17 protein-coding genes are annotated in these 15,153 nt (G+C 68.7%); all 17 read right to left on the reverse strand.

Annotation, left to right across the window (positions count from 1 at the left end):
• Positions 1–74 precede the first annotated feature (74 nt).
• From QTN24_RS10395 to QTN24_RS10475, 17 genes are read right to left on the reverse strand one after another with little or no spacing between them, the layout of a single operon-like run.
• Complete coding sequence (locus QTN24_RS10395; protein ID WP_313836865.1) at positions 75–1,304, reverse strand: beta-ketoacyl-ACP synthase; 1,230 nt, start codon at positions 1,302–1,304, stop codon at positions 75–77.
• Entirely contained in the window at positions 1,301–2,032 is a 732-nt protein-coding gene (gene fabG / locus QTN24_RS10400; protein ID WP_124685231.1) for a 3-oxoacyl-ACP reductase FabG, read from the reverse strand. The genes QTN24_RS10395 and fabG overlap by 4 nt, the downstream gene beginning before the upstream one ends.
• Complete coding sequence (locus tag QTN24_RS10405) at positions 2,029–2,508, reverse strand: hotdog family protein (protein ID WP_313836868.1); 480 nt, start codon at positions 2,506–2,508, stop codon at positions 2,029–2,031. Before QTN24_RS10405 ends, fabG begins: the two co-directional genes overlap by 4 nt.
• A gap of 2 nt (positions 2,509–2,510) precedes the next feature.
• Entirely contained in the window at positions 2,511–3,701 is a 1,191-nt protein-coding gene (locus QTN24_RS10410; protein ID WP_313836870.1) for a beta-ketoacyl-ACP synthase, read from the reverse strand.
• Positions 3,698–4,267 (reverse strand): DUF3261 domain-containing protein, encoded by a 570-nt coding sequence (locus tag QTN24_RS10415; RefSeq protein ID WP_313836871.1) that lies wholly within the window; start codon positions 4,265–4,267, stop codon positions 3,698–3,700. The genes QTN24_RS10410 and QTN24_RS10415 overlap by 4 nt, the downstream gene beginning before the upstream one ends.
• Before the next feature lie 26 nt (positions 4,268–4,293).
• The gene (locus QTN24_RS10420) at positions 4,294–5,523 is read right to left on the reverse strand and encodes an NAD(P)/FAD-dependent oxidoreductase (RefSeq protein ID WP_313836872.1); all 1,230 of its coding nucleotides are present in this window, start codon (positions 5,521–5,523) and stop codon (positions 4,294–4,296) included.
• 5 nt (positions 5,524–5,528) lie between these two features.
• The gene (locus QTN24_RS10425) at positions 5,529–7,898 is read right to left on the reverse strand and encodes a hypothetical protein (protein ID WP_313836874.1); all 2,370 of its coding nucleotides are present in this window, start codon (positions 7,896–7,898) and stop codon (positions 5,529–5,531) included.
• Entirely contained in the window at positions 7,891–8,502 is a 612-nt protein-coding gene (locus QTN24_RS10430) for an outer membrane lipoprotein carrier protein LolA (protein ID WP_313836875.1), read from the reverse strand. Before QTN24_RS10430 ends, QTN24_RS10425 begins: the two co-directional genes overlap by 8 nt.
• Positions 8,499–8,915 carry an acyl-CoA thioesterase gene (locus QTN24_RS10435; RefSeq protein WP_313836877.1) on the reverse strand — a complete coding sequence of 139 codons (417 nt, stop codon included), beginning with the start codon at positions 8,913–8,915 and terminating at the stop codon, positions 8,499–8,501. The genes QTN24_RS10430 and QTN24_RS10435 overlap by 4 nt, the downstream gene beginning before the upstream one ends.
• Before the next feature lie 23 nt (positions 8,916–8,938).
• A complete protein-coding gene (locus tag QTN24_RS10440) occupies positions 8,939–9,937 on the reverse strand; it encodes an acyltransferase (RefSeq protein WP_124685238.1) in 999 nt (332 codons plus the stop codon).
• On the reverse strand, positions 9,934–10,707 hold the full coding sequence (locus tag QTN24_RS10445; protein WP_124685239.1) for a glycosyltransferase family 2 protein: 774 nt from the start codon (positions 10,705–10,707) through the stop codon (positions 9,934–9,936). The genes QTN24_RS10440 and QTN24_RS10445 overlap by 4 nt, the downstream gene beginning before the upstream one ends.
• Positions 10,704–12,440 (reverse strand): AMP-binding protein, encoded by a 1,737-nt coding sequence (locus QTN24_RS10450; RefSeq protein ID WP_313836880.1) that lies wholly within the window; start codon positions 12,438–12,440, stop codon positions 10,704–10,706. The genes QTN24_RS10445 and QTN24_RS10450 overlap by 4 nt, the downstream gene beginning before the upstream one ends.
• Positions 12,433–12,990, reverse strand: a complete 558-nt coding sequence (locus QTN24_RS10455; RefSeq protein WP_313836882.1) for a hypothetical protein — start codon at positions 12,988–12,990, stop codon at positions 12,433–12,435. The genes QTN24_RS10450 and QTN24_RS10455 overlap by 8 nt, the downstream gene beginning before the upstream one ends.
• Before the next feature lie 8 nt (positions 12,991–12,998).
• Complete coding sequence (locus QTN24_RS10460) at positions 12,999–13,256, reverse strand: acyl carrier protein (RefSeq protein ID WP_124685241.1); 258 nt, start codon at positions 13,254–13,256, stop codon at positions 12,999–13,001.
• 40 nt (positions 13,257–13,296) lie between these two features.
• Positions 13,297–13,566, reverse strand: a complete 270-nt coding sequence (locus tag QTN24_RS10465; RefSeq protein ID WP_313836885.1) for a phosphopantetheine-binding protein — start codon at positions 13,564–13,566, stop codon at positions 13,297–13,299.
• On the reverse strand, positions 13,553–14,329 hold the full coding sequence (locus tag QTN24_RS10470; RefSeq protein WP_313836887.1) for a lysophospholipid acyltransferase family protein: 777 nt from the start codon (positions 14,327–14,329) through the stop codon (positions 13,553–13,555). Before QTN24_RS10470 ends, QTN24_RS10465 begins: the two co-directional genes overlap by 14 nt.
• Positions 14,322–15,083, reverse strand: a complete 762-nt coding sequence (locus tag QTN24_RS10475) for a beta-ketoacyl synthase chain length factor (RefSeq protein WP_313836888.1) — start codon at positions 15,081–15,083, stop codon at positions 14,322–14,324. Before QTN24_RS10475 ends, QTN24_RS10470 begins: the two co-directional genes overlap by 8 nt.
• Positions 15,084–15,153: the final 70 nt, after the last annotated feature.

A 15,153-nucleotide genomic window follows, 5' to 3' on the forward strand; every position in this document is an offset into this window, starting at 1 on the left:
CTGGTTGTGGATCAGGTTGAAACAACTGCCGTACGGATGACTTGACTGCTGCCACTGGCGGGGCCCGCCCACCTTCAATCGGTCCAGCGGCGGAACACCAGCGAGGTGTTGATGCCGCCGAACGCGAAATTGTTGCTCATCACATGATCGGTGTCGATCCGGCGGCCCTCGCCCATGATGTAGTCGAGCGGCGCGCAGCGCGGATCGGGGTCCGACAGGTTGATCGTCGGCGCGAACCACCCGTCGCGCATCATCTCGATCGACATCCACGCTTCCAGCGCCCCGCAGGCGCCGAGCGTATGCCCCATGTAGCTCTTGAGCGAACTGACTGGCACGCGGGCGCCCAGCACCTCGTGCGTGGCATGCGATTCGGCCACGTCGCCGTGGTCGGTTGCCGTGCCATGCGCGTTGACGTAGCCGATGGCCTCGGGCGACAGGCTGGCGTCTTCCAGCGCAAGCCGGATGGCATCGGCCATGGTCCGCGCCTGCGGCTGGGTGACGTGCGCGCCGTCGCTGTTGGTGCCGTAGCCGACGATCTCCGCCAGGATCCGCGCGCCGCGGGCCCGCGCATGCTCCAGCTCTTCCAGGACCAGCGTGCCGGCGCCCTCGCCAAGCACCAGGCCGTCGCGGTTCACATCGAACGGCCGGGGCGTGGTTTCCGGCGCATCGTTGCGCGTGCTCGTGGCAAACAGCGTGTCGAAGACCGCCGCTTCGGTCGCGTCCAGTTCTTCGGCGCCGCCCGCCAGCATCAACGTCTGACGGCCCGCGCGGATGGTCTCGAACGCGTACCCGATGCCGTGGCTGCCCGACGTGCACGCGCTCGACGTGGTCAGGATGCGGCCCGTGATGCCGAAGAAGACGCCGATATTGACGGCCGTGGTGTGGGGCATCATGCGGATGTACGTGGTCGCGCTGATGTCCTCGGTGGTCCGGTCGACCATCATGCGGGCGAAATCCTGCACCGCCGCCGGCGAGCCGGTCGACGAACCATAGGCCACGCCCATGCGGCCACCGGTCACCAGCGGGCTGCCCGTCAGGCCGGCATCGGCCAGCGCGGCCTCGCTGGCCATCACGGCCATCAGCGACACGCGTCCCATCGACCGCGTCAGCTTGCGCGTGTAGTGCGACGGCGGCGTGAAAGCGGGCACGGGCGCGCCCAGCCACGTGTTCAGGCCGCGGATGTCCTCCCAATCCGGCATGCGGACCACGGCACTGCGCCCGCCGGCCAGGCGTTGACGCACCGTGGCCCAGTCATTGCCCAGGGCGCTGATCGCCCCGGCGCCGGTTACGACGACCCGCTTCATCCGAACATCCCCCCGTTCACCGAAATCACCTGCCGTGTAATGTAACCGGCATCCGGCGACAGCAGGAAAGCCACCGTGGCGGCCACCTCGTCCGGCGTTCCCATCCGCCGGGCGGGGATCATTTTCAGCGCCTCCTCCAGCACATGCGCGTCCACCATCTCTGTGTCGATCAAGCCCGGCGCCACGCAGTTCACCGTGATCTGGCGCTTGGCCAGTTCGATCGCCAGCGCCTTGGTGGCGCCGATGATGCCGGCCTTGGCGGCGCTGTAGTTGGTCTGGCCCCGGTTGCCGACCAGCCCCGATACCGAAGACAGCGTGACGATACGGCCGGGCTGCCGCCGCTGCACCATCGGCATGACCAGCGGATTCAGCACGTTGTAGAACGCGTCGAGGTTGGTGTGCACGACGTCGTCCCATTCCTCGCCCGTCATGGCGGGAAATGCCGCGTCGCGGGCAATGCCGGCGTTGCACACCACACCGTAGTAGCAGCCGTGCTTCTCGACGTCCGCCAGCAGCACTTCCGCCGTGGCGTCGCGCTGCGCGATGTCGAAGGCGAGCACGCGCGCGTTGCGGCCGAATGCGCGCACGGCATCGGCCACGGACTCCGCTTCGTCGCGGCGCGAGCGGTAATGCACCACCAGGTCGTAGCCGTCGCGCGCCAGGCGCAATGCGATGGCGCGGCCAATGCCCCGCGAGGATCCCGTGACCAGCACGGTCTTGTTCGTCATGCTTGCTGCCCCTGGAGAAAAGCCTCCGCATCCCCAGGCTGGAACACGGAAACGTTGGCGCGGGCCACTTCACGGCCATCCAGCGCCAGTGTGCAGGCGAACATGCCCAGGCCGTTGTCGCCCACCAGTTCGGCCTGCACGGAAATCGTCAGTACGCCGCCGACCGGGAATGCGGCCACGTCGCACGCGTAGCGGCGCGACCCGAGCAGAAAGCCGATGCCGGGCGCCCGCCCCGCCGCACGGTCCTTCACCCCGGCCCATGCCGCGATCGTCTGCGCCATGTACTCGATGCCGACCCAGCCAGGCATGCCGTCGTCGGCCACGAACAACTGCGTGGGACGCACCGTGGCACGCGCCACACAGTGCTCCGCATCCGCCTCGACCAGTTCGTCGATCAGGCGCATGGCCCCGGCATGGGGCACCACCTCGGCCACCGGGGGCAACGGTATATGCGATATCGGTTCGGTTGTCGCCATCTTTACCCCTCCGCCAGCACCAGCACGCTGTTGCTGCCGCCAAACGCAAACGAATTGCTCATCACATGGCGCACCGGCCGGCCCAGCGATTCGTCCGCACCCACCACATGCAGGGCCGGAAGCGTGGCGTCGGCCGCGCGATCCCACCAGTGCGCGGGCAGGCGCCCTTGCGAATTGTCGGTCAAGGTCAGGAACATCAGCGCGGCTTCCACCGCGCCGGCCGCCCCCAGCGTGTGGCCGGTCTGCGGCTTGGTGGAACTGACGGGCACGTCGGCGCCAAGCAGGTCCATCACGGCGCGGGACTCCATCGCGTCATTCTGTTCGGTCGCCGTGCCATGCAGGTTCAGGTAGTCGATATCGGCGGCCTGCAGGCCCGCGCGGTGCAGCGCCTGCGCCATGGCCGTCCGTGCGCCCAGCCCGTCCGGATGGGGCGCCGACATGTGATGCGCATCCGAAGTCTCGCCCCAGCCGGCCAGGCGCACCGGCCCGGCTTCGCGCGACATCAGGAACAATGCCGCCCCTTCGCCGAGGTTGATGCCATGGCGATGGGCGGACAACGGATTGCAGCGCTCCGCGCTGATCGATTCGAGCGAACGGAACCCGGCAATCGTGAAGGCGCAGAGCGTGTCCACGCCGCCGGCAATGGCGACGTCGACCACGCCCTGCTCCAGCAGCCGGCCCGCCGCCGCCAGCGCCTTGGCACTGGAAGAACAGGCCGTGGAAATGGTATAGGCCGGCCCGGCCACGCCCAACGCCAGGGCGAGATACTGCGCCGGCGACCCCAGTTCCTGCTGGCCGTAGTGGAACGCCGCCGGCCACTGACCGGTCTGCTGCCGTGCCCGCACGGCTGTCTCGCCGTCGCTGATGCCCGACGTACTGGTGCCGAGCACGATTGCCACCCGCGTCGGGCCCACCCGCGCGACGGCGGCGTCCACGGCCGGCCGCAACGCTGCCAGCGTGCGGTCCAGCAGCGCGTTGTTGCGACTGAACAGCGCCGGTGGGACGCCTTCGGGCAGGTCGGACGCCGCAATCGGTTCGCGTACCGTCCCCAGGTGCAGCGGTGTGCCCGGCGTATAGCGGTCGGTGGTTTCGCCACCCGACGGCCCGTCGGTCCGCCAGAGCGCCGCGCGCACCGCATCGTTGCCGCTGCCGAGCGCGCAGATCACGTTCATCGCATTGAGATAGACCGTCATCGCGCGCCTCCTGTCTCCTGCAGCGTCCGAATCGTCAGCCGGTAGCCGTCGCGATGCTGCACGAACAGCGTGGTTCGGGCATCGGGATAACGGATTTCCGCGACGACCTCGTCACCGGCGCGCAACTGGCGCAACCCTGGCGAGGCATCCACCCGCCAGCCAGCGGGCAGTGCGGCCTGGATGGCCGGCACGGGCCACAGCGACAGTTGCAGATCACTGAGGATACGCTCGGGCAGCAACTCCTGGGGCGCCCACGGCGCGCGCGTGACGCGCAGGTCGCGCCCGTCCCAGTCGAGCCGGGCCAGCACCTGCCCGCCCGCCACGGCGGCAAGCCGCGTGCGCTGTGCATCGGCCTCAAGCAAGGCCACGATGTCGCGCGTCTGTTCGCCTTGGGGCGACGGGTACTGCACGGTGATCTGCTGCTGCAGTTGCAGCGTCCGGCCCAGCGATGCAGGCGGCAGCCGCAGCAACGGTACCGCTTCGGCGGACTGTGTGCGGGCCGGCGGCTCCACGGCACGCGGCGCGGACGCGCAGCCGGCCAGCGCCACCGTCCCCGCCAGTGCCACCCCTGCGATCCATCGGAGAAAAGGACTCAGGCCGTGCAAAGCTGCTCCAGCACCTTGAGACGCCGCTTCGATTCGGCCACGTACGGGTTATCCCGGTCCCACGCATAGCCGGCCAGGATCGAGGAAATCATCTGGCGGATCTCCGGCGTGCTGTCCGGATAGAAGATCACCTTCTGGAAGGTGCCGTCATACCAGCCCTCCACATAGGTGCGGAAGCAGTCCACGCCGCCCTTCAGCGGCCTGGCAAAGTCCGCGTCCCAGTCGACCTGCTCGCCCGCGAGCTGGCGCGCCACGCATGCCGCCGCCAGGCTGGCCGACTTGAATGCGATGGTCACGCCCGACGAGAACACGGGGTCGAGGAACTCGCCGGCATTGCCCAGCAGCGCATATCCCTTGCCCCACAGCGAACTGACATTGGCCGAGTAGCCGACGATCTGCCGGGCCGGCGTGTCCCAGTTGGCATTGCCCAGCAGCCCGGCCAGCCCCGGCTCCTCGAACACCAGCGTCTTGAGCCTGGCCATTTCGTCGCCGGGATAGCGGTCGAGGAACGACTTCTCCGCCACCACGCCCTGCGAGCAACGGCCATTCGAGAACGGAATCGTCCAGTACCAGACGTCGGTGTGCTCGGGATGCACGCTGATCAGGATCTTGTTGCGGTCGAACGCGCCCACCGGCACGCGATCCTCCACATGCGTGAAGATCGCGGCCCGCACCGGGAAGTTCGACGGGGATTCGAGCTGCAGCAGGCGCGGCAGGATGCGGCCGAAGCCGGACGCATCGAGCAGGAAGCGCGGCTCGACCAGGTAGGATTGGCCATCCGGGGCGCGAACGGTCACCAGCGGCTGGGCGCCATTCACGTCGACGGCTTCCACCACATGCCGGAAGCGGACCTCGGCACCCTGCTTCTCGGCCTCGCGGATCAGCACGTTGTCGAAATCCGCGCGCTGCACCTGGTAGGTGGTGCCCCAGCCGGGCGAGAACTTGTCGCGGAAGTCGAACGCCGTATGGCGGCCCGCGTGCGAGAAGGCCGCGCCGTTCTTGTGCTGGAAGCCGGCCTCGACCACGGCCTGCAGCATCCCGGCCTCCTCGATGTACGCCATGCTCTGCGGCAGCAGGCTCTCGCCGATCGAAAAGCGCGGAAACTGCTCCTTCTCGATCACCAGCACGCCAATGCCCCGCTTGCGCAGCAGCCCCGCCGCCACCGACCCCGCAGGACCGGCGCCGACGATCAGCACATCAACCTGTTCCTTCTTCATGAGGATCAACCCTGTTCAATGTTGTGATGGGGTGGACTGGCCGCCGGGCGAAGCCACGGCGACAAGAACCATACGGCACCCACGCCCGTCAGCATGGTCATGCCAAACGCATGCAACGCCGGCGTCGACGACAGCGCAAGCAGGCCGAACGCAAGCAGCGTGCTGGCCGCGCCAAGGACGATGGCCGTCCACGACACGCCATCGCCCGGATGCTCCAGCAGAAAGATGCCGTAGTCGACACCCACGCCAAGCAGCAGTGCCAGCGCGAGCACCGAGAACAACTGCAACGGCACGTGCAGCCAGCCGAGCGCGGCCACGCTGATGGCCGCCGCCAGCAGCGTGGGCACCAGTGCGCGCCATCCGGCACGCCCGTAGCGCCACGCCAGCAACAGCGCAACCCCGGCCGCACCGGCCAGCAACAGCCAGCTCATCAGCACGCGGTAGTGGCGCAGCAGGCCCGACAGATCCGCGATGCGGTCCACCCATTCGGCGCCCCGCACTTCACCAACCGCCCGCGCGATGCCCGGCATCACCGCCGGCTTGTCCAGCCCGCGCAGCAGCATCACGCTGGCGTAGCCATTGCCTTCGCGTCCCAGCCAGAGGTGGCGCAGCGTGCCGGACACCGGATGCGCGAGCCATGCATCGAGGGTCAGCACGGCATCGCCACCCTTCGCGCCGGGCGCGGCGATGGTACCGCCGAGCGCCCTCGCCACGCTTTGGCGTACCGCAATTTCCTGCCGATCAGCGAGCGCCGCATCGGCGCGCTGGCGGGCAGCGGACGGTACCCAGTCGGACACCGAAAGGAATCCCGCCAGATCGCCGCGCGCGATCGCATCGCCGAGCCTTGCCTTGACCACTTCCTCGCGCGCCAGCACCTCGTCCGGCGTGGCGCCACGCACGAGCACGAACTGCGCCGGGCTGGGCGTGCCGAGCAATCGGCCAGCGGTGCGCTGCGCCTCCACCAGCGCAGGCGGCGAACTCTGCAGTTGGCGCACATCGTCGACCACACGTACCTGCAAGACGCCTGGCACGATGAACAACGCCAGCACGGCCAGCGCCATCCACGTGCGTCGATCGTTGCGGACGCTGGGCCAGCGGCCCAGGCTGCCGGCCAGCCACGTGGACAGCCGGGTCTGGCGCAACGTGCCGCGATCGAGCAGCGGGAACCAGAACGCCACGGTCAGGAAGGCGCAGACAAGCCCGACGGCCGAGAACAGCGCCATCTGGCGCAAGCCAGGAAAAGGTGCGACGCCCAGCGCCATGTACGCCACGACACTCGTGAGCAGCGCAAGCGCGAGGCCCGGCAACAGGAACCGCATCACGGCGGGCGGCGTCGCGCGCGGCATGGACTGCCGCGTGACGAAGTAGTGGATGCCGAAATCCTCGGCCACACCGACCAGACTGGCGCCGAACACCAGCGTGACGAGGTGTACCCGGTCGAAGACGATGGCGGTGGCGGAAACCGCCGCGGCCGTGCCGATCACCAGCGACAGCCCGACCAGCAAGATCGGCCGCAGCGACCGGAACGCCAGCCACACCAGCAGCAGCACGGCGGCCAGCGAGCCCCAGCCGATCACGTTCATCTCCCAGTTGGCTTGCGCGGCGGCGGCCTCCGCATGCAGCGGGATGCCGGCGGCAATCACCCGCACGCCATCGTCGCCCTGCCGCGCCGCGTGCTCGGCCGCGACCAGCAGATCGCTGTAGTCCGTGCTGCCACTGACGGAGAAAGCCGGCTTGGTGATGCGATACGACAGCAGCGCCCACTCCTTGCCATCGCCCGACAGCGATGCCAATCCATCACGCTCGTGCACACGGGTGACGGCCGCGCGCGACAGCCACCAGTCCTGCCAGAGCCCCAGCGGGTCTGCCGCCCAGTCGGTCAGGCGCGGCCCCGTCGACAGCTGGTACAGCCTGGTGAGGGCCTGCTGGGCGAGCGTATCGGCATCGGCCGTGGCAAGCTGCGCGCGCTGCGCATCGGTCAGCAGCCGATCGCGCCACGGCCGGTAGAACGCCAGCGCGGCATCGAAATCGAATGCCGCGATCTTGTCGACGGGCTTGAGCAGGGACGCCTGCCGCGCCGTGGCCGCACTGAACCGCTCGGCGGCGGCGCGCGTGCGCGACCAGTCGTCGCTGCCCACGAGCACGATCACTTCCTGCTCCACGCCTTCGGCCAGCCGACGCAGCACGCGGTCCGCCGTCGCCGTGCGCTCGCTCGTCGGCAGCAGCGCCAGCACGTCGGTATCCAGCCGCGATGCCCGCCAGAACGCCACCTGGTGTGCCACCAGCGCCAGCACGAACAGCAGCCAGCCAACGGCGAGCCATCGCTCGATCCGGGTCAGCCCGCCGCGCATCGCCACGCCCGCCGTCTCACTCAAAACGCTGCTCCTCGGCGGGCGTCAGGCTGGCGGCCGAGACGGGACCGATCATCTTCACGACGGTGCTGTCGCCGCCCGCCTCTTGCAGCCGGACATCGCGCACGAACCTGTCGCCCGCGAGCTCGATGCGGGTGAACACGCGGCGCATGCCGGCGTCGGTCGGCGTCAGCGTCAATGTCCAGCCCGCCTTGCCGACGAGCTTGCCCGTGACGTCAAAGCGCGTCTGCAGGCTACGCAGATCGCCCCGCAGCACGGCGATCATCGATTCGCCAACCACGCGCATCGCCGGCTGCGAATCGGCCTGCATCTGCTGCTGCACCTTGCCGTCCGCCCCCCGCATCACCAACCGGTCGGGCGTGACCAACAGGCTCGACGCAAACGGCTCGCGCGTTGCCCACACCACGCCGCGGCCCTTGGCCAGCACGAAATCGCCACGCGAGACCAATGGGTGGCTGAAACCCGGCAGCTTGCGGGTCTGCTCGAACTGGCCGCGGATCACCGGCGCATCGGCCAGCCGCGCGGCGACATCGCCAAGCAGATCGGCGGCATGGGCTGGCAAGCCCAGCAACATCGCCGCGCCAAGCATCAACTGGCGGCGGTTCATGGCGTGATCCCCAGCTTTTCCAGCAGTACCGGCGGGCAGACGTACAGCATCTCCTGCGTCTCGATGTCCACCGCCACCTGGATCGAGTAGCCCTTCGTCAGGCGCTGGCCGGATGCGGCATCACGGATCTCGTAGTCGATCTTGAGCCGGTTCTCCCATTCGACGATCGACGCGTGCACGACCACCGCTTGCCCGTAGACCAGCGGCCGCACGTACTTGACCCGCAGGTCGACCACCGGCCACGCATAGCCCGAATCGCGCATCTGCGGGTAGTCGTAGTCGATGGTCTGCAGCAGCGCGCAACGCGCCAGCTCGAAATAGCGGATGTAGTTGCCGTGCCAGACCACGTTCATCGGATCGAGATCGTGGAAAGCCGGGGTCAGCGTAATGGCGTGGTGGAAGACTTTTGACATGGGAATCGGTGAGCGCAGGCCGCTCAAGCCTCCTGCGCGCCCTGGCGGCCGACGGTCACGGGATCGTCGGCCCAGAATTCGTAGAAATTGAACCAGTCGTAGGGCGACTGCACGACCAGTGCCTCCAGCCACGCGGCGTAGGCGGTGGCCAGCGCCACGAGCGCCTGCTCGCGGCGCGCCCGGGGCAGGTTCACCTCGTGCGCGATCTCGGTGAAGCGCAGCAGATGGCCCTCGCGCTGACGCACGCAGCCCATCGCATAGAGCGGGCAGCGCATCAGCGCGGCAAGCACATAGGGGCCGACGGGAAAGCGCGCCGGGTCGCCCATGAACGGCACTCGTACCGCGCGGCCACCGTGGGCCGGCGCGCGGTCGCCAGCAATGGCCACGAACTCGCCGGCCTGCACCTTCGCGGTCAATTCCAGCGCCGTGGCGGGCGAGATATCGTCCACCTGGTAAAGCTGCACGCCGGACCTGGGATCGATCCGCGACAGGATGCGGTTGAAACGCTCGGCATGATGCGTGTGGACCAGCACGGTCAGCCGCATGCCGTTGCGCTGGTTGGCCAGCACCCGGCACAGCTCCAGGCAGCCCATGTGCGCGGTCATGATGATGCCGCCCTGCCCGCGCGCGATCTGTTCGAGCAGCACCTCGTTGCCTTCGCGCCTGACGCTGCCGAATCGATACTGGCCGCCGATGGCCAGCAACTTGTCCAGCAGCGTATCGGCAAACGAGAACAGGTGGCGCAGCGTATGCCGCCACGTGGGCCGGCCACCGATGGTGCCGGCGGTGCGCTCCACGCGCGTCAGGAAGTCGAGCGACGAGCGGCGGGCGAGCGGGTGGGTCAGCCAGTAGTAGCTGACCACCGGATAGACGACCAGGCGGAACAGCGTGCGGCCGAAGATCCGGTTCAGGAAATACAGGCACCAGACGCCCCAGACGCATGTGACCTCGCCGATCGTGCTCCAGTGGCGCGAGCGTGCCGCGGCGGCAGTGCTTGCCGGATTCGAGTGCGCCGCGCTCATGCCGCCACCTTGCGCCAGAGCAGGCGCGGCAGACGCCAGACCATGCCGAAGAACAGCCGCGTATGCATGCGCGAGATCAGCACGTTGTCCCGCAACGCCTGGAAATGCGACACGCCGTCGGCGGGATACGTGACGCGCGTGGGCACATTGACGATCCGCACGCCGCGCCACACCAGATGCACGAGCACCTCGGTATCGAACTCCATGCGGCGGCCCAGCCGTACCTCGCGCATCAGCCGCGTGACCGCGGCCAGCGGGTAGACGCGCAGGCCGCACATCGAATCGCGAATCTCGAAGGACAGGGTGTTGATCCACACCCAGACGTGCGTCAGGTAGCGCGCGTACAACCGGTGCTTCGGCACCGACGCGTCGTAGACGGGATGCCCGCAGATCATCGCCTGGGGATCGGCTTCGGCCAGCGCGAGGAACTGGGGAATGCACGCGGCGTCATGCTGTCCATCGGCATCGATCTGCAACGCGTGGGTGTAGCCGAGTTCCGCGGCCGCCTCGAAGCCCGCCATGATCGCGCCGCCCTTGCCCTGGTTCTGCGGCAGGCGCACCAGGCGGATGCGGGCGGGATGGGCGTCGGCAATCTCGCGCAGCACGCGCTCGCAGGCCGGGCCGCTGCCGTCATCGACCAGCAGGCACGGAATCGGATGCCGCAGGATGGCGTCGACCATCGCGCCGATCGCGCCTTCGTGGTCGTAGACGGGCACCAGCACCACGGGCCGGAAGCTGGCATCGGAGCAGGACTGCTGCGTGGGGCTCATGGCGCTTCGGGATGGAACATGATCCGGCCGCTGGCGTGCGGCCCGGCATCGGACGTCAGCCGGAACCCCAGCGCGCGCACGTCGGCCTGCCACATCAGCGCTAGCTGCACGGTACTGTTCGGACGGATGACGGCCTGGAACTTGAGCACGTCGAGCCGGGCGAAGCGTTGACGCGGCGGCACGTCAAGCTTCTGCGGCGCAAGCGCCATGACCCAGTCTACCTGTGCAACGCCGGGCACGATCGGCGCCCCGGGAAAGTGTCCGTCGAACACGGCAAGGTCTTCCGCCACGTACAGCTCGGCGGTCGCCGATGTTGCGTCGTGGTCGAGCCAGCGCACCTCTGGCACCGTGCGGCGGAACACTTCGCGCAGCATCGCTTCAGTGGTCTTGCCTTGCGCGTTGCAAGGCAGCGCGGGCAGGAACGCCCAGCGGCGCGGCAGGGCCACCGGGTCGATGGCGCCAGCCAGATGCTTGCGCAGGACGGCGCTCACCGCACCCCGGCCGTCCGCTTCGAGCTGCGCGTGAGCGGCTTCGTCCAGCACGACGGCGGCGGCCACACGCATGCCGACATCGAGTTCGACCATGACCACCCGCGCTTCGCGCACGCCCGGCGCGGCGGCCAGGGACTGTTCGATCTGGGTCAGCGAGATGCGCTTCTCCTCGATCTTGACGATGCGGTCGGCCCGGCCGGCCAGCACGAAGCTGTCGTCACCGGCAGGCAGCGCGCGGTCCGCGCAGACATGCCAGCCGTCATCGGGCAGGTGCGGCGAGCGGACCGCCAGGTAGCCGTCCTGGAGCCGCCACGCAATGCCGGGCAGCGCGTTCCAGCGATCGGCGTGCACGGTGCGCTGGCGCCATGCGATGCCGCCCGTTTCCGAACTGCCGAACACTTCGATGGGCGAGTGGCCGATATGGCGCAGCACATCGGCGGCGGCTTCGGGCGGCAGCGGTCCGCCCGAAGAAAACACCGCGCGGACCGACCTGCGTACCGCGGCCCAGTCCAGCGCGGCCGGCATGCGCTTCAAATGGGCGGGGCTGCTGACGAACACGGCGGGAGCGGCATCGGCCTGGCATGCCGCGACCAGTTCTTCGTGGAACGCAAACCGGGCTGCACGCATGGGACGCCCCACCGCCAGCGGCCACAGCACCGTGAACAGCAGGCCATAGATGTGCTGGTGGGAAACGGTGCAGAGTACGCGCGTATCCGGGGTGCAGTGCTGCCCGAACGCCTGCTGCAGCGTGTGGACTTCCGCGTCCAGCTGCGCGAGCCGCTTGTGGATCGCGCCCGGCACGCCGGTGGAACCGGACGTGAACAGCGTGACCCAGGTGTCGTGGGTGGCGAGCATCGGCCAATCGACGTCGGGGTCGAGGTCCGCGTCCGTGGCGGCGACGGGCACGCGGGCATCGGGCAATTCACCGGCCCAGCCGTCGCTCTCCGAGCGCAGCGCCGCGAGCGTTTCGGGCCGCGTATCGCCCGGCAGCACCACGTGCTTGCCGGCGTACCAGGCGCCGAACAGCGCGGCGGCAAACTCGGCCACATCCTCGATATGGATCGCCCAGCGCGCGCCGGGCGCATCGGCCAGCATGCGGCGCCACGCTGCGGCACGCGCCACGAAGCGTTGGGCGCCGACACCGCTGGCGGCATCGCCTGCCACGCATCGCGCAACCGGCGCATCGGCCAGCGCCGCCATGACCCCACCCAGGCCGGTCCACGCCGGCTTTCCCTCAACCATGACGTTTCTCCGCGCCGCGCGCCTTGACGCGCTGGCGCACGAGCCATTCGCCGGCAAACATCGCGCCGATCAGGCCATAAGCAATGGCGCCGTTGTAGAGCGCCCAGACTCGGTCATTGGCGGCAAAGGCCGTGATGGCCGCGATCGTGCCGTTACAGACGAAAAATACGCACCATGCCTGCGTGACGCGGCGCGTGTAGGCCACCCCGCTCGGCGGCAGGTCCGGCTCCCGCATCCGCGCCAGGCGCTCGACCAGCGTGGGCGGATAGCGCAGCGTCCAGCCGAATACCCCCAGCATCGCCACGTTGACCAGCACCGGGTACAACTTCAGCGGCAGCGCGTGGCCGGACGCCATGACGACCACTGCAAGGGCGGCCGCCAGCAGCGCCATCACGCGCCAGCCGGCCTGGCGACTCGTCCCCGCGCGCAGCAGCGCGAGCGCGACCAGCGCCAGCGCCATCACGCGCGGCGAGAAATGCTGCAGCCCAAGGTAGATCACCAGCGGATAGGACAGCGTGAGCAGTCCCAGCCCCCACTTGCGCCAGGCCATGCTCGGCGTCAGGCCGTTGCCGGGGAGTCGATCAGCAGCGCCAGCGCCTGCACCACGTCCTGCACGGTGCGCACGGACTTGAACTGCTCGGGCTTGAGTGGCTTGTTCAGCATTGGCTTGAGCTTCACCAGCAGGTCCACCGCGTCGATGCTGTCGATGTCGAGGTCGTCGTACAGACGCGCCTCCGGCGTGATGCGGGCCGGCTCGATCTCGAAGGTTTCCTCAAGAACCGCGGCCACGCGCGCGAAGATTTCGTCATGGGTCATGTCGGACTCCGTGTCTGGGCAGGATTACTGTGTCGATGGATCAGGCCGGCGCCTGCCCGCGCTGTTCGGCCACGAAGGCAGCGAGCGCGGACACGCTGGCAAAGCGGGCGCGAACCGCTTCCTTGTCGCCATTCATGGTGATGCCATAGCGCTTCTGCAGCGCCAGGCCAAGCTCCAGCGCGTCGATGGAATCGAGGCCGAGACCTTCGATGAACAGCGGCGCCGCCGGGTCGATATCATCCGCGGTCACGTCCTCGAGGGACAGCGACGAGATGATAAGTTCCTTGATTTCTTGCTCAAGCGCCTTCACGGCGGATCTCCCTGGAGAAAAATTCGGATAGCGATTGCGTCAGGTGACGCACGGCCAGCGCGTCGTCCAGCCCCGTCGGCACCCATTCGGATACCGCCACGTCGGGATGGACGTCGATGACGAACCGGGGCCGGCGCACCGGCACGTGGTACCACTTCTCGCCCTTGGTCAGCGTGGGCGGATGGCAGCGGATGACCACCGGCGTCAGCGCGAACCCGCCGCGCACGGCAACGTTCGCGGCCCCGCGCAGCAGTTGCAGCGCCTGCCCGGGACGCGTGCGCGTGCCTTCGGGAAAGATGATGAGGTTGTTGCCCGCGCGCAGCGAGGCGATGCAGTCGTCGACCATGGCCGCGCCGGCATCGTTGCGGACCCAGCCGGTGGCAAGCACCGGACCGCGCGTAAACGGGTTGCGCACGAGTGCGGACTTGACCACGCAATCCGGACGCGGTGTGAGCGACATCAGGAACACCACGTCGATCAACGACGGATGGTTGGCAACGATCAGCAGGCCCTGCCGGCGCAGACGCTCGGCATGGCGCACTTCATGGCGGATGACGCCCACCGTGTGCATTAGCCAGACAAACAGACGGAAGGCATGATGGATCAAGCCGCGGCAGGCGCGCTGGCGTGTCTGCGTGGACCACGGCAGGATCGCCAGCACCGGAAACACCAGCACCCGCAGCAGCAGGCCGCCCACGCCGAAGCTGGAAAAGCAGAAGCCGGTGGCGCAGACCCGCCACATGCGGTCCAGGCGTTCAACCATGACGTTGCCACCTCCAGATCGCGCGCTCGCCACGATGCGGCAGTGCCGGTTCGCCTGCCAGCATGAACCGCAGCACGTCGAGCCCATGGGGAAGCGCGTGGCGGACGGGATGGCTGTCGCCAGCGCTGCGCGGCTGCACGATGTCGAGCGTGAAAACAGGTTTGCCGGCCTGGGGACGGCCGATGCGCCAGGCCCAGCCATACAGGCAGCCCGGCTCGTCGGCGAATTCGGCATAGGCCTCGGGCAGCGGCGCGTCGTAGCAGACCAGCAGGACCTCGTCGGCGCCGTCGGCCAGCAGGGCGCAGGCCTCGACGACCGCGGTTTCCACCGTATCGCGCCCTGCGGCGACGGCCTGCAGGTTCGAGGCGTCGCCCCGGTCGATCGTGAACATGGCGCCGATCGCGTTGTGGACCGACAGCCCGAACGCGGTGGGCGACAACGGCTCGCCGGCAGCCAGCTCACTGAGCATCTCGAACGCGCGCTGGGTATCGCCATGGCGCGATGCGAAGACAGCGGGACGGTGGGGCGCACCGTCGCCCTCGCCGAGCTCGGCCACCACGTCGTAAGTGGGATGCAGGGCTGCCTTGCCAATTGCATTGACGCGCCGGCGCAACATCGGGGCCATGGCCTGGAGTGCCGGCAGGGCCGTGCCATCGGGCAGCCAGGGCGCCAACGCCCAGGCCTGCCAGGCTTCAGGCGTATGCAATGCCGGCGCTATCGCCGCCCATGCGCGAATTCCAAATTCCATTGCCATGCCAATCGCGTGGGTGAATGTGAACCCGGGCTCGCCTCAGGCGTTGGCCACGGCGAACGAGAATGGCGCG

Source organism: Cupriavidus sp. SZY C1, assembly GCF_032190535.1.
Lineage (GTDB): Bacteria > Pseudomonadota > Gammaproteobacteria > Burkholderiales > Burkholderiaceae > Cupriavidus > Cupriavidus pauculus_C.

Coding starts and splice junctions, on each gene's coding strand:
- QTN24_RS10445 (WP_124685239.1), bottom strand. CDS start 10,707: ATGAGCCCCACGCAGCAGTCCTGCTCCGATGCCAGCTTCCGGCCCGTG.
- QTN24_RS10440 (WP_124685238.1), bottom strand. CDS start 9,937: ATGAGCGCGGCGCACTCGAATCCGGCAAGCACTGCCGCCGCGGCACGC.
- QTN24_RS10460 (WP_124685241.1), bottom strand. CDS start 13,256: ATGACCCATGACGAAATCTTCGCGCGCGTGGCCGCGGTTCTTGAGGAA.
- QTN24_RS10450 (WP_313836880.1), bottom strand. CDS start 12,440: ATGGTTGAGGGAAAGCCGGCGTGGACCGGCCTGGGTGGGGTCATGGCG.
- QTN24_RS10405 (WP_313836868.1), bottom strand. CDS start 2,508: ATGGCGACAACCGAACCGATATCGCATATACCGTTGCCCCCGGTGGCC.
- QTN24_RS10430 (WP_313836875.1), bottom strand. CDS start 8,502: ATGAACCGCCGCCAGTTGATGCTTGGCGCGGCGATGTTGCTGGGCTTG.
- QTN24_RS10475 (WP_313836888.1), bottom strand. CDS start 15,083: ATGGCAATGGAATTTGGAATTCGCGCATGGGCGGCGATAGCGCCGGCA.
- fabG (WP_124685231.1), bottom strand. CDS start 2,032: ATGACGAACAAGACCGTGCTGGTCACGGGATCCTCGCGGGGCATTGGC.
- QTN24_RS10455 (WP_313836882.1), bottom strand. CDS start 12,990: ATGGCCTGGCGCAAGTGGGGGCTGGGACTGCTCACGCTGTCCTATCCG.
- QTN24_RS10470 (WP_313836887.1), bottom strand. CDS start 14,329: ATGGTTGAACGCCTGGACCGCATGTGGCGGGTCTGCGCCACCGGCTTC.
- QTN24_RS10435 (WP_313836877.1), bottom strand. CDS start 8,915: ATGTCAAAAGTCTTCCACCACGCCATTACGCTGACCCCGGCTTTCCAC.
- QTN24_RS10395 (WP_313836865.1), bottom strand. CDS start 1,304: ATGAAGCGGGTCGTCGTAACCGGCGCCGGGGCGATCAGCGCCCTGGGC.
- QTN24_RS10420 (WP_313836872.1), bottom strand. CDS start 5,523: ATGAAGAAGGAACAGGTTGATGTGCTGATCGTCGGCGCCGGTCCTGCG.
- QTN24_RS10410 (WP_313836870.1), bottom strand. CDS start 3,701: ATGACGGTCTATCTCAATGCGATGAACGTGATCTGCGCGCTCGGCAGC.